We start from the raw sequence: 18,723 nt of genomic DNA, 5'->3' as shown, positions 1-18,723 counted from the left end.
GATATTAACTTAAAATTTTATAAAATAACGATGTTTTTTTTATAATAAAATTACTTACCTTTGGTGAATTATCACCAACTACCTTCATTTCAGACAATTTGCCATTGCAATGAAGAGCAAGATTACAACCTGCGCTAAATGTTTTAATCGTATTAGTTTTTAAATTATCTTTTAAACTTTTCATTGATAAATCATCTGAAATTAAAATATTTTTAAAGCCAATTTTATTTCTAATTAAATTTATAATTTTTTTAGAATGTGTAGCTGTATTTAACTTATCGATACTTCGATAAATTACATGCGCTGTCATAGCAAAATAGCTTTGTTTTTTCTTGAATGGAAAAAAATCATTTTTATTCAAATAATTCAAGTTTTTTGTAACAACAGGAGTAAATTTATGACTATCTACCTTAGCTAATCCATGCCCTGGTATATGTTTAATCACGGTTCCAATAGAATTTTCATGAAAATAATCAATACAAATATCTCCAATTTTAGAGATTTTTCTTTTATATTTTGAAAAAGACCTATCACCAATAATGTTGCTAGCTCCTTTAACTCGGATATCTAAAACAGGAACTGTGTTTATATTAACTCCAATTGATTTAAGCAAATACGAAGTTTTATCGACAAATAATTTATAAATAATATTAAATTTTTTTTTATCTTTTGTGAATAAATTACCAAAATATTCAGAAGTCAAATTATCAAATGCAATAATTTTACTTAATCGATTTACTCGTCCACCTTCTTGATCAATTAAAATTGGGTATTTTTTATCTTTAAATATCTTTTTTATTTTATCAGTTAATTTTTTAGCTTGTTCAATCGAACTTATGTTTCTTGAAAATAAAATAATACCCCACGGTCTATATTTTTTCAAAAAAATTATTTCTTTGTTTGATAATGTTGATGATTTTAAACCAACAATGAAGGCTCTTCTATTCTTAATCATTCTCTAAAAGTTTCCAGAAATTAAACTTTTTTTTCTTTTTTTTGTTTGTTTGCTTAACGTATTCTATTACATTTTGTGTGTCGTTTTCCAAAACAGGTAAATTTTTTGAATATAATTTAATTTTTTCATCGTTATTTTTATGAGATCTGTATGATTTTTTCTTATTTTCATCTGAAAAATAATATCTTCCTGTTAAAAAAATAAATGAAGCAATTACAACAATAAAGATTAAATACTTAATTTCTTTTAGCATTACATTTTATGTGGTGTATCAACGCCAACTATATCCATTCCTAATTTTACAACGTTAGATATCGCTTTTAAAAAAATTAGTTTATCTGGTGAAACTGTTTTTTGATCATTAATAAATCTTTTTTCTGGGTTTTGTTTGCCAAGGTTCCAATAGGAGTGAAATTCTGAGGCAAGATCATATAAATAAACAGGTATTCTATGTGGCTCTAATTTTGAACTAGCTGCATCAATGCATTTGGGCCATTCTGAAATCTTTTTTAAAATTTTGATCTCATCATTTGAGTATTCAAAACTAAAATCATCTAATTCAATGTTGGAATTTATATCTTTATCAATATGTCTAAAGACAGATGAAATTCTAGCATAACAATATTGAACATAATATAACGGATTATCTTTAGATTTTTCTTTTACAGCATCAAAATCAAAATCTAATTCCACATCACTACTTCTGTTAAGCATAATGAATCTAGTTGCATCTTTTCCAACTTCATCAATTAAATCATCAACTGTAATGTAGTCACCTTTTCTTTTAGACATCTTAAATGGTTGGTTATCTTTAATTAATTTTACAAGCTGACTAATTTTGCAGATCAATTTATCTTCTTTTCCTGATAAAGCTTCAACTGATGATGAAATTCTTTTAATGTAACCAGCATGATCTGCACCAAGAATATTTATTAAATAATCAAATTTACGATCTACTTTATTTTTATGATACGCAACATCACTTGCAAAATAAGTCCAACTTCCATCTGATTTTTGTAATGCTCTATCTTTGTCGTCACCAAAATCAGTAGATTTAAAAAGTAACTGTTCTCTTTCTACCCAGTTTTTATCGTCTTCTCCAGCTGGAGCTTTGATTTTCCCTTTGTATACAAATTTATTCTTTTCTAAAAATTTTATTACACTCTCTACTTCATTGTTTAAAACAATGCTTTTTTCACTAACAAAATTATCATGGTTAATTCCTAAACTCTTAAGGTTCTTTTTAATTAAAAGTAGAGCCTGTTCTACAGATAAAACTGTAAGCTTATCATCAATTTCATCATAATTATCAAAATTTAACTCTGAATTATCTGAAACTATATTTTTCGCAAAATCAATTAGATAATCTCCTGGATACAAATCAGGATTATTTTGAGGAAAAGTTTCGTTAAACTTTAATTCTCTAATTCTAAAGTATACAGATTTTGTAAAATTTATAATTTGATTACCATAATCATTTACATAATACTCTTTTGTAACCTTGTGCTTGTTAAATATTAACACATTAGATATGACATCACCTAAAATAGCTCCTCTACAGTGACCAACATGCAAAGGTCCTGTTGGATTAGCAGATACGAATTCTACTAAGTAATTATTTTTTTTCTCTTTCTCATTAATTCCAAATTTTTCAGCGTTACTAATAATTTCTTTAATAAAGTTTGACCAAAAAGATGGCTTAAATTTAATGTTTATGAAACCAGGTTTGACAACGGATATATTGTCTATTTGATCATCTTTATTTTTTATTTCAGGTGCAAGTTTTTCTGCTAATTCTATTGGTAAGGTTTTATTTAGTTTGGATAAAACCATTGCAACATTAGTTGAAATATCACAATCAAATTTTGGAGGTGGTATTTCCGCATTAATACCATTGAAGCTTTCTGGAACGATAAGTTGATTTTTTTTACTAAGCTCAACAATAATAGATTTAATTTTATCTAGATATAATTCAAAAATATTCATTTATTATCGTTATAGAGGTTAATTGCATATCTATCTGTCATACCAGATATAAAATCTGAAATAGCTCTATATTTGTCTTTAGTCAATTGCTCTTTAGTAAGAAATTTTCTAGGATTTGATTTAATTATTTTAAATAATTTCTTAATTATCGTTTTACCTCTTTGATTCTTATAAAGCACCGACTTATTGTCATACATTCTATGTCTTAAAAATGATCTGATTTCTTGTTCTGAATTTTCTATTCTATCTGAAAAAGAAACTATTAATTGATTTGATTTAGATACATCTTTTAATGACTTAATTTTGAATTTTTTAATATTTTTTTCTGTATTACTTAGTAAATCTCTAATCATAATATCTATTGAATCTCTGATGATTTGATAAATAGCAATTTTATAATTTTTTTTATTAATTTTATTTTTATATTTTTGATAAATTTTTTTGAAAAAATCTAATTCAACTAATTCCTCAAGTTTAAATAAGTTAGCTTTAATCCCATCCTGAATATCATGATTATTATATGCAATATCATCTGATATAGCTGATATTTGGGCTTCTAATGATGGATAAGTATTAAAATTAATTTTGTTTTTAAAAGTTTTTAAACCAATTAGTTTATTTACCATACTCAGATCGTCTGCTGGTCCGTTATGTTTTAAAAGTCCTTCTAATGTTTCAAGAGTTAAATTTAGTCCAGCAAATTTGAAATATTTATTTTCTAAAAACATTACGATTCTTAGTGTCTGAAGATTATGATCAAAACCACCATAGTTTTCCATACATTCATCTAGGGCATCTTCTCCTGCATGGCCAAATGGAGTATGTCCTAAGTCATGAGCAAGACTTAAAGTTTCAGCTAAATCTTCATTTAATTTTAGGTATTTTGCAATTGACCTTGCTATTTGTGCTACTTCAATTGAATGAGTGATCCTGGTTCTAAAATGATCCCCTTCTGTATTAACAAAAACTTGGGTTTTATGCTTTAATCTTCTAAATGATGCGCTATGAATTATCCGATCTCTGTCACGTTGAAAAGGAGATCTGTATTTTGAATTAGCTTCTTTATTAAGTCTTCCTTTACTTTTAAATACGCCTAACAAAGTGTCTTTTTTCATCCTTTAATTTAAATAATTAAGTATTATATTAGTAATATCAGTGTTCAGTCATGATTAAAGAAATTAAATTTACGGATAAAGCGTTAAAACAAATAGATAATTTGTTATCAAAAAAAGACAAAGGATCATTCTTCAGAATCGCTATCAAAGGTGGAGGATGTTCTGGTTTTCAATATGAATTTACTTTTGACAAATCAAAACAAGATGATGATTTAAATTATCAAAATATTTTAATTGATAAAACCTCAGCTGATTTACTTAAAGGATCTGAGGTTGACTATGTTTCTGAACTTATAGGTGAACAATTCAAAATATCTAATCCACAAACTAAATCTTCATGTGGTTGTGGAGTGTCCTTCTCTCTTTAATGCTCATTTCATCTTGGAATGTTAACTCGGTAAGAGCAAGAATTGAAAATATTAAAAGTTATTTATTAAAATATAAACCTGATATTTTAATGATGCAGGAAATTAAAACTGAAGATGTTAATTTTCCATATGATGATTTTTCATCTATGGACTACGAAAGTCATGTGTTTGGTCAAAAAAGTTATAATGGTGTAGCGATTATCTCAAAAAATAAATTAAAAAATGTCAAAACAGATTTAATTAAAGATAAGTTAAAACAATCAAGAATAATTTCAGCTGAATTTGAATATAAGAAAAAACATATACACTTAATTAATATTTATACTCCAAACGGAAATCCTGTAGATACTGAGAAATATGATTATAAAAAAGATTGGCTTGATCAATTAATAAAGCAATTAAAAACTTTATCTAAGAAAAATTCTAATATTATTTTAGCTGGTGATTTCAATATAATCCCGTCAGCTGAAGATGTTTATAATGCTAAAAGTTTTGAAGACGACGCACTATACAGACTTGAAATTAGAAAAAAATTTAGAGAAATGGTTAATCTTGGTTTTAATGACGTCTATAGACATTTTTATGAAGATAAAGAAGGATATACATTTTGGGATTATATGAGAGGTGCATGGCAAAAAAATAACGGTATGAGGATTGATCATTTTTTAGTTTCAAATTCTATAATTGATCAAATTAAAAATATTAATATCAATAAAGATCCACGTGGAAGAGAAAAGCCCTCTGATCACACACCTATTGAGATTAATTTAGCTTAAAGATTTAATTTTGTTTACTAATTCTTCGTTAATATTTCTTGGACCAATGTCCATTCTATTCTTATGACGTCTTTCTCCAGGTAATCTTACTTCACCCATTGATTTCATTTTTTCAAAAAATTCCTCAGCATGTTTTTGCCAATTAGTACCTGATGTTTTATCTGGGTTAATGGCTAATATGAATTCTCCACCACTTGGAGGACCACCATCATTATTATCCTTAACAGCAGTTTCAAAACTAAAATTATCTCCAACTAATGCTCCTGCCATTAATTCTACCATCATTGCAATTGCAGATCCTTTATAACCACCAAAGGGTAATAAAACTCCACCATCGGCAATTTCACCTGGATCAGTTGTTTCTTTACCATCTTTAGTTAAACCAGTTCCAAGTGGAACTTTGTGCCCTTCTCTTTTAGCAACTTGAACTTCTCCCATTGCCATTGAAGCTGTTGCCATATCATAAACAACTGGTGTTTTACCTGGACGTGGCCAAGCAAATGAAATTGGGTTTGTTCCAAATAACGGTTTTATGGCACCAGCAGGTGCAACTGCAGGCTTATAAGATGTGCAAGCAAATGCTACCAAACCTTCCTCTGCTAATTTCTCTGTTTCGGGCCACATAGCAGCCATATGATGTGAATTATTTATTGCTAAGACTGCAACTCCGTTTTCTTTTGCTGCTTTTGCTAATTCAGGTAATCCTCTGTTTAAAACTACAGGTGCTAAACAATTATTTCCTTCAACTTTAATTACAGAAGGAGATATTTTTTTTATCTCAGGTTTACCTTTGCCATTTATCTTTCCACCTTTAAGACCTGTCACGTATGCTGGTAATCTGAATAGACCGTGCGATAAAGAACCATCTCTTTCAGCATTCCTAATTAAGTCTGATAAAATTGATGCTGTTTCATCATCACAACCATTTGACAAAAGAGTTTTTTTAGCTAGTTCAAATATTTCGTCTAAAGTTAATGAAACTGTGCCCATTATTTTGATTTACATTTTTTACATAAACCAAAAAATTCTAAATTGTATTTGCTATATTTCATACCAGAGCTATCAGCAAAATTAGATAGGTATTTGGAAAGTTTTGTATTACTTATTTCAGATACATTTTCACAACTTTCACAAATCGAAAATGCTGTTGCTTTTGATATTTGACAGCTAGAATTTTGACACGCAATAAAAGCATTTCTACTTTCAATCTTATGAATTTTACCAATTTCTACTAATTTATCTAAAGCTCTGTAAACTTGTAATGGCGCTTTAATTCCCTTTTTTTGAACATTAAAAAGAATTGAATAAGCTTTCATGGGGCCACGAGATTTATCAATTAAATCAAAAATAATTTTTTGGTTTCTCGATAAAGTTTGTTGTTTTTGCATTTTAATATTTTCTACAATACTTCATTAATTTTTCAATTGAATCGTTTGTTTAATTTTAAGTAATGAAATTATAAAGAGTAATAGTGCAGCAGTTATTATTGAAGGACCAGATGGTGTGTTAAACTCTAAAGAAGAAAATAGACCAATAAATACTGATAACAAACCTCCAATTATAGAAAAAACAACCATCTTTTGGGGAGTATCGGAGAGATTTCTAGCCATAGCAGTTGGTATAATTAACATTCCTGTGATCAACAAAACACCAACTAATTTAATTGAAATCGCAATTATAGCTGCCAGTAAAATTGTAAAAATGGCTTTGGCTCTATCTGGATTTAAACCCTCGGCTTCAGCTAATTCATAATTAACGGTTGAGGCAAACAACGGTTTCCAAATAAATTTTAAAACTAATAATATCAATCCTCCTCCAAACCAGATAATAATAAGATCATTCTTGTCAACGGCTAAAATATCTCCAAACAAAAGCCCCATGATATCAAATCTAATAAATGTTAAAAAACCAATTACAACTAAACCAACTGCCAACGATGAGTGAGCAAGCAGACCTAGTAAAGCATCACTAGGTAGATTAGTTTTTCTTTGAAGATGTATTAAAATTAATGCAATTAATGATGAAATTAGAAATATTGAGACAGCAATATTAAATTCCATAGAATAAGCAATTGTTACACCAAGCAAAGCAGAATGAGCAAGAGTATCTCCAAAATAAGAAAGCCTTCTCCAAACGACAAAACAACCTAGTGGGCCAGTAACTAGAGCAATACCAATCCCTGCAATTAACGCTCTTATAAAAAAATCATCTAACATATTAATTTTTTTTTATTTCTCCATCGGTAGTGTGAATGTGATCATGTTTATGTTCATAAATTGTGAGTGTTTTTGAAGCTTGTTCACCAAATAAAGCCTTGTACTCTTTATTAAAAGCAACCTCTGTTGGACTTCCACAACAACACACATGTCCATTTAAACAAACAACATAATCAGTAGCACTCATAACAGTATGAAGATCATGAGATATTAATAAGATTCCACAATTTAAATTTGCAGATATTTTTTTTATCAATTCATACATTTCAATCTCACCTGTAAAATCAACTCCTTGGACTGGTTCATCGAGGACAAGTAATTCTGGTTTTTTTGATATAGCTCTTGCTAATAATACTCTTTGAAATTCTCCACCAGACAAATTTCCTAAATTTTTATTTTTAAGATGATATACGCCAGTTGATTTTAGTGCTTCATCCACAACGTCATCACTAAGTTTATCTGTCAAAAGCATAAAATCATTAACTCTTAACGGTAACGTCCAATCTATCGAAATTTTTTGTGGAACATATCCAATTTTGTTTGTAAATTTTTCAACCTGACCTTCTATACCTTTGTAAAATCCAAGAGCTATTTTAGCAGTTGTACTTTTACCTGAACCGTTTGGTCCTATTAGGGTAACAATTTTACCCTTTTCAACAGTAAAAGATACGCCTTCAACTAGCCATTTATTATTTTGCTTATATCCAGCATTATTTAATTTTACTAAAATATTATTTTCAGTGCTCATAAAAATCTTGACATGTAAATGTTATATTATTACATAGCGTTATATTATAACAACCAATAAAATATATATAACTATGAAAAATCTAAAAAAAATACCTTTTATCCTTTCAATATTATCATTATTAACATTCTTTACACCAACTAACGCTGATATTAAAGTAGTTGCATCTATTAAGCCGATACATTCTCTTGCAAGTTACCTTATGGATGGTGTTGCTAAACCTGAATTAATAGTTGATGGATACGCATCTCCACATGGATTTGCAATGAAGCCATCACACGCAAAAATGTTACAAAATGCTGATTTAATTTTTTGGGTTGGAGAGGACTTAGAAAACTTTTTAGAAAAACCTTTAAAATCAATTGCAAAAAAGGCAGAAAAAATTGAGTTAATGGAAGTCAAAGGATTGCAAGTATTAAAATTTAGAGAAAGAAATATTTTTGATGATCATGATGATCACGGACATGACGATCATGATGATCATGGTAAAAAGGAAGATGATCACGATGACCACGATCATGACGACCATGGTAAAAAGGAAGATGATCACGATGACCACGATCATGATGATCATGGTAAAAAGGAAGATGATCACGATGACCATGATCATGACGACCATGGTAAAAAAGATGACCACGACGATCATGACGACCACGATGGGCATGAAGGACACAACCACGGCGAATTTGATCCACACATTTGGTTAGATCCTATAAATGCTAAAGTAATTTTATTTGAGATGTCTAAGCACTTAATTGAAAATGATCCAAAAAATGAGACAATTTATAGAGCTAATTTAAGTAAAGCATATAAAGATATTGATAAACTAACTGGCGATGTAACATCTGAATTAAATAAAAGTGTTGCTTCAATTGTGTTTCATGATGCATATCAATATTTTGAGAAAAGATTTAACGTAAATATTTTGGGTGCTTTCACAGTCAATACAGATGTAATGCCAGGTGCAGAGCAATTAAAAGAAATTAGAGAGGTAATTGAACATGATAAAGTTGCATGTGTATTTTCAGAGCCTCAATTTAACCCTGATATTATTAAAGCTGTTGCAAAAGACATGAATATTAAAACTGGAGTAGTGGATCCTTTAGGAGCTACTTTAAATCCAGGAAAATCATTATACTTTGATTTAATAAGAAATATGTCTGCATCCTTTAAAGGTTGCTAATCGTTATTAATGGAAAACAAGCACCAAGTTCCTGTCACTGTCTTAACAGGTTTTCTTGGTGCTGGAAAAACTACGCTTCTTAATAGAATTCTTACAGAACAGCATGGTCAAAAGTACGCTGTTATTGTAAATGAATTTGGTGAACAGGGTATTGATAATGACCTTGTAGTGGATGCTGACGAGGAAGTTTTTGAAATGAACAATGGCTGTATATGCTGCACAGTCAGAGGTGACCTAATTAGAATACTTAGTGGGTTAATGAAGAGAGCTGATAAACTTGATGCAATTATAGTTGAAACAACAGGTTTAGCAGACCCAGCTCCTGTAGCTCAAACCTTCTTTGTAGATCAGGATGTAGCAAATAAAACAAAGCTTGATGCAATTGTTACAGTTGCAGACGCTGTTCATCTAAGCTCACAAATTGAAGATCATCACGAAGCTGAGGAACAAATTGCTTTTGGTGATGTAATATTACTAAACAAAATAGATCTTGTGAAAGATGAGAATATAGACGTAGTAACAAAGAGAATTCGTAAAATTAATCCTTTTGCTAAAATTATTAAAACTACAAAATGTGGAGCACCATTAAAGGAAATTCTTAATCTTGATGCTTTTAGTTTAAAACGTATTCTAGAGGTAGAACCAGATTTTCTAGAGTCAGATCATGATCATGAACATGATGATGATGTTACAAGTTTATCATTCGTGTCTGATAAACCTCTAGACATGGAAAAATTTCAAAACTGGTTTGGAAAACTTTTACAGACAAAAGGTCAAGATATTATGAGAACTAAAGGAATACTTGATTTTAAAGGTGAAAATGATCGATATGTATTTCAGGGTGTTCATATGTTGATGGATGCTTCTCCTATGGGAAAATGGCCTGAAAATAAAGAACGTAGTTCACGACTCGTGTTTATTGGACGTAACTTAGAAACTATGAATTTAAAAGAAGGATTTGAAGCCTGTAAATCAGAATGACAACTGATTTAAATCAATTTCCAGAGTTAGACAAAACTAAATTTGAACAAAGAGGAATTCAGTTAGAAATTGGAGTTCCAGTAACCTGCGCGGTTTCAATTGGTAATAATATAGCTGCTGGTTTTGGTGATGGTACTATAAGAATTTTTAGTTCTGGAGAAAAACACAAGACTTTAAAGGCTCATAAAGGTGTTATTCTTTGCATGGCAAAAGATGGTGATAATATTTTAACTGGTGGTGATGATGGTTATTTTTTAAAAATTTCACTTAACGGAGAAATAAATAAAATTACAAACTTTGGTTCACGATGGGTAGATCATGTTGCAGCACATAATGGAAACTTAGTTTGTTCTTCAGGTAAGGTAGTTTATTATTGGGATAAAAATAAAAAAGAACCAAAATCTTTAAATCATGATAGTACAATTGGAGGTTTAGCATTCGATACCAAAGGAAGACGATTGGCTGTATCTAGATACGGAGGTGTTACAATTTGGAAAAAAGATTACAGCAATAAATGGAAATCAACAAAATTAGATTGGAAAGGTTCTCACAATAAAGTGGGTTTTAGCCCAGATGGTAAATACTTGGTAACGTCTATGCAAGAAAATGTACTTCGTTGCTGGCGTTTAAAAGATAAGCTTGATTTTGCTATGTCAGGATATGGCTCAAAAGTCAAAAGTTTTGCATTTATTGATGATACAAGTTACTTGGCAACATCAGGAGCGATAGATGCAATATGTTGGCCTTTTGACGGTGAGGGACCTATGGGACGCACACCTATTTGTGTTCCTTATGTAGGTAATAATCAAGTAACATTTATAGAACCATTTCCGGATGAAAAAGCAATTTTTGCTGGTTTGAGTGATGGTTCTGTTTTTTTGTCTCAAATTGAAAATGAGAATAACACTATAATAATTAGAAGTTTCACAGGCTCTGAAGTTAGTGCAATTGCAATGACTGATGATAAATCAAGTATATTTATTGGTGACATGAATGGAAACACTTTATGGACTTCAATTTGGGATCAATAAAAAATGTTTAATAAAAAAAAACCAAATTTAGAAATAATTCAGAATTTAAAAAATTATTTTATAAAAAAATATCAAATACCAGAAAGTACAATTTTAAGCATTGCAGAATTAAATTGTCATGAACCTGATTGTCCACCTACTGAAACAGTTATAACTGCTAGATCAATTGATGGAACTACGAAAAACTGGAAAATTCATAAACCTATTGAAGAAATAAGTGAAAAGGATGTTAAGGATTTAGAAAATAACAACCATTAATTGAGGAAATAAAATATTATAATAATTATAAATGTGCTAAAATTAATTTTAATAATTTAAACTTAATATTATATCTTGTCATTATGAAGATCAATATTGGAGACAGATTAGAGGAAATTACACTACCAGATCAAAATGGTAATGCATTTAATTTATCTCAGACTTTAGGAAAAAAAGTCTTATTAACTTTCTATAGAATTGCTGGTTGTAGCTTCTGCAATCTAAGACTGAATGAAATTAATAAGAGATTTAGCGAACTAGGAAATAACTTTACGCATGTTGGAATATTTCATTCACCAGTAGATAATTTAAAATTGTATATGGATAAACATAAAAATTTACCATTCACAGTATTAGCAGATGAAAATTTTGAATATTTCCAAAAATATGAAATTGAAAGATCAATGAGTAAAACAATCAATGCAATGTTTTTTAAACCACATAAAATTATTCCTGCTATGTTAAAAGGATATATTCCAACAAGAATAAAAGGTCATTTAGATATAGCTGTAACTGACGTTCTAATTAATGAAGAAGGTGTAGTTCAAGATGTTTATTATGCTAAGAAGGACATTGCAGATCATTTTGAATTTGAAAAAATTAAGCAGTTTGCACTTAACTAAATAAATAATGAAAATTGAGTATTATTTTAGTGTCTTGTCTCCATTTACTTATCTAGGTGCTGATAGATTTACAAAACTAGTAAGCCAATACAATTTAGAAGTAATAGAAAAACCACTTGATTTAGTTGGTGAAATTTTTCCAAATACTGGAGGATTACCAGTTCCTAAAAGACACCCTGCTAGACAAAAGTACAGACTTTTAGAAATGGAGAGAATTTCAAATAAATTAGGTTTGCCAATTATTAAACAGCCAAAATTTTTTCCACCTAGTGATCCACATTTGCCAGCAAAATTTGTAATCGCTTCAAATAAAATGGGAAATAAACTTCATTTTGGAAATGAGTGTTTAAAATATTTATGGTCTATGGATAAAGATCTTTCAGATCACAAAATACTTCAGGAAATTTGTGAAAAATTAAATTTAAATTTTGAGGAAATGAAGAACTTAGCTTTAACTGACGAAGTAAACATTGAGTACCAAAAAAATTCAAAAGATGCAGTTAATAACCATGTATTTGGTGCTCCTTCATATGTCTTAAATAACGAGATTTTTTGGGGTCAAGATAGATTGGATTATCTTGAAGATGCATTAAAAAAATAATTTAAAATTACTAAATTTTATTAATGATTTAATTAAACATTGTATTTTTTTATAAGAAGATTTATTTTTATTTATAATCTACATTTATGAATGATTTGAATTTATTTAAAAAAAATGGCTTTCTTGTTAAAGAAAATTTAATTTCTCAAACAAAGATAAATAAAATAAATAAAATTGTTAACGAAGTAATTTTAAAAGAGAAAAAGAAAAAAAATGGTAATGGTGCAAATGGAACTCAATCCTATGATAATTACCATTTTGTCTACAATTCAGGCTCTTCTAAAAATAAAGAAATTCTAAGACTAAATAATCCTCAGAACAGACATAAAATCTTCTATGAATTATCTAGAGATAAAAAGATTATATCCATAGCTAAAAAATTATTAGGTGGAACAGTGAGATTTCATCTAGGTAAATTAAATTTTAAGCTTCCAAATAAGAAAAAAGGAAGTGAAATTGGATGGCACCAAGATTGGGCTTTTTACCCTCATACGAACGATGATTTAATTACAGTTGGTATATATTTAGATGATTGCTATGAAAAAAATGGGCCACTTAAAATAATAAAAAAATCACACAAAAAGAAATTGTACAGCCACCACAGCAAAGAAAATTATTTTGTTGGAAAAATAGATACTAAGAAAGATAAAATAGGAACTAAGGATAGTGTTTCTATAACTGGAAAAGCTGGAACAGGAGTATTTTTTCATTGTAGATCAGTTCATGGGTCTGGACACAACCAAATGAACAACTCTAGACCCTTAATTTTATTTGGGTACAGAGCTTGTGATGCGTGGCCATTAATAAATGATGGAAACCCTCATCCTGAAGTTGATTTGGAAAATTATGACAAAAACATTATTGTAGGAAATAAATCAATAAAACCAAGATTAACTAAAGTTCCAACCATAATCCCGCTCCCTAAGAAGAAACATTATGTTTCTATCTACGAACTTCAAAAAAATTAGATTAAATTTTAAATTAGAGAATAACCAGAGGATCTTACAGTCCTTATAAGTTCTTTTTTATTTTGGATATTAATTGATTTTCTTAATCTTCTGATATGAACATCAATAGTTCTGCTTTCAACATTTATATTGTTGGGCCAAACATTTTCTAAAATCTGATCTCTAGAATAAACTCTCTTTGGATTTACCAAAAAAAATTCTAGTAACCTAAATTCCGTTGGTCCAAGTTGTATTTCTTTTTTATCTCTGTAAACTCTTTTTTCAATCCTATCTAAAACTAAATCTTCAAACTCTAAATTATCAGATACAGTATTAGGGTTAGATCTTCTTAAAACAGCTTTAATTCTTGCCATAAGCTCATTAAAACTAAATGGTTTAGTTAAATAATCATCAACACCGCTATCTAAACCTTTTATTTTATCTTCCTCTTCGCCTTTAGCGGTTAACATAATTACAGGTAAATTTTTGATACTATTGTCTTTTCTAATATATTTGCAAATTTCAATACCAGAGAGATCAGGCAGCATCCAATCTAATAAAAGTAAATCTGGCTGAAATTTTTTTAATTCTTTTAAGCCATCATTACCATTTACTGATGATGAAACTATAAAACCATTTTTTTCTAGATTATGTTGAACTAATTGAATTATTGAAGGTTCGTCCTCAATAATAAATATTTTGCCATTCATTTTATTGCTGAATAACTTTTCCTTTAGGTCTGCTTCCTTTTAAATATTCACCTTTTATTAAATAACATATTGACTCAGCAATATTTGTTATATGATCACCTGCTCTTTCAAGATTTTTTGTTGCAAAAATTAAATGTGTTGAAAAGTCTAAATTCTTTTTATCTTTAGAAAGAAAATCAATTACACTTTCCATAGCAATATAAGTAAGGTCATCTACTTGCTCGTCTTTTTCCCATACTTCTTTTGCTTTATCATAATTTTTATTAACATAACTATCGAGTACATCATTTAACTGCTTTATAACTAAATCACCTAGTCTTTTTAAATTACCTAAAAGTTCCTCAGGTAAATCTAATGGAAGTGGCTTAACTTTTTTTGCATTACTTTTAGATAAATCTCCAATTCTTTCCAGATCTTGAGATATTTTTAATGAACTAATTGTTTCTCTTAAATCAATTGCCATTGGTGCTCTCTTCACCAGCAAAGTCATTATTTGCGTATCAATTTTAGATCTAAATTTATTAATTTCATCATCACTTTTAATAATTTTATCAATAGAATCTTTATCTACTTTGATAACGGCATCCATAGAGTCGACCAATTGAGACTCTGTTAAACTTCCCATTTTTATGACAGAGTCTATTAAGTATCTCAATTCTTCTTCATAAGATTTTACTGTATGTTCATTACTCATAATTTATCCAAATCTACCTGTAATATAGTCTTGTGTCATTTTATTGTCAGGATTTTTAAAAATTTTCTCTGTTTTGCCTACTTCGATTAATTTACCTAGGTGAAAAAACCCTGTTTTCTGCGAAACTCTAACTGCTTGTGCCATTGAATGAGTTACAATTACTATAGTGTAGGTTTTTTTAAGCTCATCTATTAATTCCTCAATTTTTGCTGTTGCTATTGGATCTAAAGCTGAACAAGGTTCATCCATCAATATAACCTCAGGATTTACAGAAATTGCTCTTGCAATACAAAGACGTTGTTGTTGACCTCCTGATAAGCCTGTACCTGGCTCATCAAGTCTATCTTTAACTTCTTCCCACAATGCAGCTTTCTTTAAACTATTTTCCACGATTTCATCTAATTCAATTTTAGTTTCACCTTTTCCATGGATTTTTGGACCATAAGAAATATTATCATATATACTTTTTGGAAATGGGTTTGGTTTTTGAAAAACCATTCCTACTCTCTCTCTTAAAGATACTACATCTAAATTTTTATCATTGATTTCAACACCATCTATTTCAATATTTCCAGATACTTTACAAATATCAATTACATCGTTCATTCGGTTAATACATCTGATGAAAGTAGATTTTCCACATCCAGATGGCCCAATTAAAGCTGTAACTTCTTTTTCGTTTAAATCTAAATTCACGTCAAACAAAGCTTGTTTTTCTCCATAATAGACATTTAGATTTTTAGATTTTATTTTTACATTATTCATTAGTTCCATCTTTTCTCAAATTTTTGTCTTAAGTATACTGCTAAAAAATTCATTACAATCAAAAAACTTAATAACATCATAATAGTGGCTGATGTTTTTTCAACAAACCCTCTCTCAGCAGACTCTGACCATAAATAGACTTGTACGGGTAAAGATGAAGAAGGATCAATTGGTGTTGATGGAATATCAACAACAAAAGCTACCATTCCTATCAAAATTAATGGAGCTGTTTCTCCTAATGCTTGTGCTAATCCAATAATAGTTCCTGACAAAGTACCAGGTAAAGCTAAAGGAACTACATGATGAAATACAGATTGAAATTTTGATGCACCTACTGCTAACGCACCTTCTCTTATTGATGGAGGTACCGCCTTCAAAGAAGCCCTACAAGGAATTATTATTCTAGGTAAAGTCATAAGCGCCAAAGTAATACCAGCTACTAGAGGAGTAGATCTTGGTAATTGAATTGTAGCTAGAAGTATTTGAAGAGCCAATAAACCATAAACAATTGAAGGTACAGCAGCCAAGTTATTAATATTTATTTCTATGAAATCAGTGATTTTATTTTTAGGTGCGAATTCCTCTAGGTAGATCGAAGCTAATACTGCTACTGGAAATGCCAATAATAGACAAATTAAAATACTGTAGAAAGAGCCTACAAGAGCACCACCTATACCAGCTATTTCTGGATCTCTTGAGTCTCCATTTTTAAAAAAGTAATTATTAAAATTTTTAGTGATTGTTTTATTTTCTACTAAGACATCGTAAATTTCTAACTGGAAATTGGAAATTCTTCTTCTGTCTTCAGGTAAATCTCTTGGATAATTTCCCTTATGTAATTGATCAATGTCATCTGAGGCTGTTATTTCTAGATTAATTTTTTTACCGATTAAATTTTTATTATTTAAAAAAGCTTTTTTTATTTCAATTTCAGCATCAGTTGTAAAAAGTTCTATAAGCGCATCTTCTTCATCCATGTTTTTTGCTGGATATACCTTTAGTAAACTTTCTATCGTAATATCAAAAAAGTCAGCCTCTAATATATCTTCTTCGGATGCCCCAGGTTCCAATTCAAGAAGATCTTTATCATAGAAAACCTCAACATTTATTGCTGTTTTCATAAATGCAGAACTACCTTTAGAAAAAATGTTATGAACTAAAATCAAAACAAATAACAAAGCGAAAAAAATTGATGCTAGACCATAAAACCTAAATCTTTTTTCTGCATTATGTCTTTTATTTAATCTTTGTTCTTTAGTCATACTTTTCTCGATATTTTTTAACAGCTCTTTGAGCAATGTAATTCAAAATTAAGGTTGCAATAAATAATGTTAACCCTAGAGCAAATGCAGATTGTGTTTTAGGGCTATCAAACTCTTGGTCACCAACTAAAATCATAACTATTTGAGTTGTGATTGTTGTGGTTGATTCAAGAGGATTTATAGTAAGGTTTGCAGCTAGACCCGCAGCCATCACAACGATCATAGTTTCACCTATTGCTCTTGAGACTGCTAAAAGAATAGAACCTATTATTCCCGGTAAAGCTGCAGGTATAACTACTTTTTTAATTGTTTCAGATTTTGTAGCACCAATTGCATATGAACCATCTCTAAGTGATTGAGGGACAGAATTAATTACATCATCTGATAAAGATGAGACATACGGTATGATCATTATACCCATTATCAATCCCGCTGCCAAAGCACTTTCTGATGAAACTGTTAAACCAAAATTTTCTCCAATTTGTCTAAAAAAAGGTCCAACTGTTAAAGCTGCAAAAAAACCATAAACAACAGTTGGAATACCTGCTAAAATTTCAATTATTGGTTTTGAAATCCTTCTAATTTTTAATGAGGCGTATTCCGCCATATAAATTCCTGAAAAAAGTCCAATTGGAACTGCAACTAACATTGCTATGAATGCAATAAAAGTTGTTCCAGCAATTAAAGGAATGAAACCAAAAGCATCCTTTAATTCTTCAAATTCTGCTGCAGTAATTGAAGAGGCATCTCTTACAAAAGCTCTTTGTGGGCTCCAATTTGTTCCAAATAAATAATCAAAAATATTAATTACAGAAAAAAATTTAATACTTTCAAATAATAGTGAAAAAATTATTCCTAAAGTTGTTAAAATTGCAATAAGAGATGATACAAACAATAAGCCTTTTAATATGATTTCCACATCATCTCTTGCTTTATTATTTTTATTAATTTTTTTTAAGGAATAAATTACCGATACTATTACTATAGCGAAAATTAGTACAACTTTTGAATTTGTAAAAAGATTAATAAATTTTGCATAAGCAAGTGCGCTTTCTCTTAAAATACTGTCAATATCACCAAAATAAGTTCCTAAATGAATAGCTTTGATTTTTTCATAAATTAAATTAGCTTCATTTTTATCATTAAAAATAGCACCTTGATTTGCTGCAGTTTCAATTATTATTGATTTAATTATTACAGGCTCAAATAATGACCATATTAATAAAAAAACTAGAGAAGGAATTGAACACCATAAAACAAGGTAATATCCATAAAATTTAGGTAATGCATTTAATTTAATATTTTTCTCGATTGCAATACTTTTAGTTTTTGACCTTCCATAAAAAAATAATGATAGAGAAAATATTGTTATTAAAAATATTAGAACAAAGTTCATTCGAAGTTTCTATAACTTTTAATTGTTACATTTTTGTTACAAACTAACTCTGAAATTGAAATTAAATAAAAGGCCAGTATTTACTGGCCTTTTATTGGGGATAAGTTT

Annotated in this window: 22 protein-coding genes; 9 read left to right on the top strand and 13 right to left on the bottom strand. The window is 29.2% G+C overall.

Annotation, left to right across the window (positions count from 1 at the left end; translation table 11 throughout):
- Positions 1-4: 4 nt before the first annotated feature.
- From ACTT9L_RS01930 to ACTT9L_RS01915, 4 genes are read right to left on the bottom strand one after another with little or no spacing between them, the layout of a single operon-like run.
- The gene (locus ACTT9L_RS01930; RefSeq protein WP_440927682.1) at positions 5-955 is read right to left on the bottom strand and encodes a glycoside hydrolase family 3 N-terminal domain-containing protein; all 951 of its coding nucleotides are present in this window, start codon (positions 953-955) and stop codon (positions 5-7) included.
- Entirely contained in the window at positions 948-1,208 is a 261-nt protein-coding gene (locus ACTT9L_RS01925; RefSeq protein WP_440927681.1) for a hypothetical protein, read from the bottom strand. The genes ACTT9L_RS01930 and ACTT9L_RS01925 overlap by 8 nt, the downstream gene beginning before the upstream one ends.
- Positions 1,208-2,941: an arginine--tRNA ligase gene (gene argS, locus ACTT9L_RS01920; RefSeq protein WP_440927680.1), complete on the bottom strand. Its 1,734-nt coding sequence runs from the start codon at positions 2,939-2,941 to the stop codon at positions 1,208-1,210. The genes ACTT9L_RS01925 and argS overlap by 1 nt, the downstream gene beginning before the upstream one ends.
- Entirely contained in the window at positions 2,938-4,056 is a 1,119-nt protein-coding gene (locus ACTT9L_RS01915; RefSeq protein WP_440927679.1) for a deoxyguanosinetriphosphate triphosphohydrolase, read from the bottom strand. Before ACTT9L_RS01915 ends, argS begins: the two co-directional genes overlap by 4 nt.
- 50 nt (positions 4,057-4,106) lie before the next feature.
- Between ACTT9L_RS01915 and ACTT9L_RS01910 the strand changes: the two genes are divergently transcribed.
- Together ACTT9L_RS01910 and xth are read left to right on the top strand one after the other, a co-directional pair.
- Positions 4,107-4,424, top strand: coding sequence for a HesB/IscA family protein (locus tag ACTT9L_RS01910; protein ID WP_023853837.1), 318 nt, complete (start codon positions 4,107-4,109; stop codon positions 4,422-4,424).
- A complete protein-coding gene (gene xth / locus ACTT9L_RS01905; RefSeq protein WP_440927678.1) occupies positions 4,424-5,200 on the top strand; it encodes an exodeoxyribonuclease III in 777 nt (258 codons plus the stop codon). Before ACTT9L_RS01910 ends, xth begins: the two co-directional genes overlap by 1 nt.
- On the opposite strand, the gene ACTT9L_RS01900 is transcribed toward xth, so the two are convergent.
- Genes ACTT9L_RS01900 through ACTT9L_RS01885 form a run of 4 tightly spaced genes read right to left on the bottom strand, consistent with a single transcriptional unit; the run spans position 5,192 to position 8,164 of the window.
- Complete coding sequence (locus ACTT9L_RS01900; protein WP_440927677.1) at positions 5,192-6,190, bottom strand: Ldh family oxidoreductase; 999 nt, start codon at positions 6,188-6,190, stop codon at positions 5,192-5,194. The genes xth and ACTT9L_RS01900 overlap by 9 nt on opposite strands.
- A complete protein-coding gene (locus tag ACTT9L_RS01895; protein ID WP_440927676.1) occupies positions 6,190-6,588 on the bottom strand; it encodes a Fur family transcriptional regulator in 399 nt (132 codons plus the stop codon). The genes ACTT9L_RS01900 and ACTT9L_RS01895 overlap by 1 nt, the downstream gene beginning before the upstream one ends.
- A 24-nt stretch (positions 6,589-6,612) precedes the next feature.
- Complete coding sequence (locus ACTT9L_RS01890) at positions 6,613-7,416, bottom strand: metal ABC transporter permease (protein WP_440927675.1); 804 nt, start codon at positions 7,414-7,416, stop codon at positions 6,613-6,615.
- 1 nt (position 7,417) lies between these two features.
- Entirely contained in the window at positions 7,418-8,164 is a 747-nt protein-coding gene (locus ACTT9L_RS01885; protein WP_440927674.1) for an ATP-binding cassette domain-containing protein, read from the bottom strand.
- A 73-nt stretch (positions 8,165-8,237) separates the two neighbouring features.
- On the opposite strand from ACTT9L_RS01885, the gene ACTT9L_RS01880 reads away from it, so the two are divergent.
- From ACTT9L_RS01880 to ACTT9L_RS01850, 7 genes are all read left to right on the top strand, one after another.
- Positions 8,238-9,347, top strand: coding sequence for a zinc ABC transporter substrate-binding protein (locus ACTT9L_RS01880; protein WP_440927673.1), 1,110 nt, complete (start codon positions 8,238-8,240; stop codon positions 9,345-9,347).
- Between the two features lie 9 nt (positions 9,348-9,356).
- Positions 9,357-10,328, top strand: a complete 972-nt coding sequence (locus ACTT9L_RS01875; protein WP_440927672.1) for a CobW family GTP-binding protein — start codon at positions 9,357-9,359, stop codon at positions 10,326-10,328.
- Positions 10,325-11,359 carry a WD40 repeat domain-containing protein gene (locus ACTT9L_RS01870; RefSeq protein ID WP_440927671.1) on the top strand — a complete coding sequence of 345 codons (1,035 nt, stop codon included), beginning with the start codon at positions 10,325-10,327 and terminating at the stop codon, positions 11,357-11,359. Before ACTT9L_RS01875 ends, ACTT9L_RS01870 begins: the two co-directional genes overlap by 4 nt.
- A 3-nt stretch (positions 11,360-11,362) precedes the next feature.
- Positions 11,363-11,617 carry a hypothetical protein gene (locus ACTT9L_RS01865; RefSeq protein WP_440927670.1) on the top strand — a complete coding sequence of 85 codons (255 nt, stop codon included), beginning with the start codon at positions 11,363-11,365 and terminating at the stop codon, positions 11,615-11,617.
- 83 nt (positions 11,618-11,700) lie between these two features.
- Complete coding sequence (locus tag ACTT9L_RS01860) at positions 11,701-12,240, top strand: peroxiredoxin family protein (RefSeq protein WP_440927669.1); 540 nt, start codon at positions 11,701-11,703, stop codon at positions 12,238-12,240.
- Positions 12,241-12,247: 7 nt separating this feature from the next.
- Positions 12,248-12,841 carry a 2-hydroxychromene-2-carboxylate isomerase gene (locus tag ACTT9L_RS01855; RefSeq protein ID WP_440927668.1) on the top strand — a complete coding sequence of 198 codons (594 nt, stop codon included), beginning with the start codon at positions 12,248-12,250 and terminating at the stop codon, positions 12,839-12,841.
- Positions 12,842-12,927: 86 nt separating this feature from the next.
- The gene (locus tag ACTT9L_RS01850) at positions 12,928-13,809 is read left to right on the top strand and encodes a phytanoyl-CoA dioxygenase family protein (RefSeq protein WP_440927667.1); all 882 of its coding nucleotides are present in this window, start codon (positions 12,928-12,930) and stop codon (positions 13,807-13,809) included.
- Positions 13,810-13,817: 8 nt separating this feature from the next.
- Here the strand turns inward: ACTT9L_RS01850 and phoB are convergent, their stop codons facing one another.
- The 5 genes from phoB to pstC are packed head-to-tail and all read right to left on the bottom strand — an operon-like array spanning position 13,818 to position 18,615.
- Complete coding sequence (phoB, locus tag ACTT9L_RS01845) at positions 13,818-14,498, bottom strand: phosphate regulon transcriptional regulator PhoB (RefSeq protein ID WP_440927666.1); 681 nt, start codon at positions 14,496-14,498, stop codon at positions 13,818-13,820.
- Between the two features lies 1 nt (position 14,499).
- On the bottom strand, positions 14,500-15,192 hold the full coding sequence (gene phoU, locus ACTT9L_RS01840) for a phosphate signaling complex protein PhoU (RefSeq protein ID WP_075484536.1): 693 nt from the start codon (positions 15,190-15,192) through the stop codon (positions 14,500-14,502).
- 3 nt (positions 15,193-15,195) lie between these two features.
- On the bottom strand, positions 15,196-15,957 hold the full coding sequence (gene pstB / locus ACTT9L_RS01835) for a phosphate ABC transporter ATP-binding protein PstB (RefSeq protein ID WP_440927665.1): 762 nt from the start codon (positions 15,955-15,957) through the stop codon (positions 15,196-15,198).
- Positions 15,957-17,219, bottom strand: a complete 1,263-nt coding sequence (gene pstA, locus ACTT9L_RS01830; RefSeq protein WP_440927664.1) for a phosphate ABC transporter permease PstA — start codon at positions 17,217-17,219, stop codon at positions 15,957-15,959. Before pstA ends, pstB begins: the two co-directional genes overlap by 1 nt.
- Positions 17,212-18,615: a phosphate ABC transporter permease subunit PstC gene (gene pstC / locus ACTT9L_RS01825; protein ID WP_075484532.1), complete on the bottom strand. Its 1,404-nt coding sequence runs from the start codon at positions 18,613-18,615 to the stop codon at positions 17,212-17,214. Before pstC ends, pstA begins: the two co-directional genes overlap by 8 nt.
- Positions 18,616-18,723: the final 108 nt, after the last annotated feature.

The sequence above is a fragment of the Candidatus Pelagibacter sp. genome (assembly GCF_052049675.1).
Taxonomy (GTDB): domain Bacteria; phylum Pseudomonadota; class Alphaproteobacteria; order Pelagibacterales; family Pelagibacteraceae; genus Pelagibacter.
The sequence above is the reverse complement of the archived record's forward strand: the minus strand, read 5'-3'. Positions and strand labels throughout refer to the sequence as shown.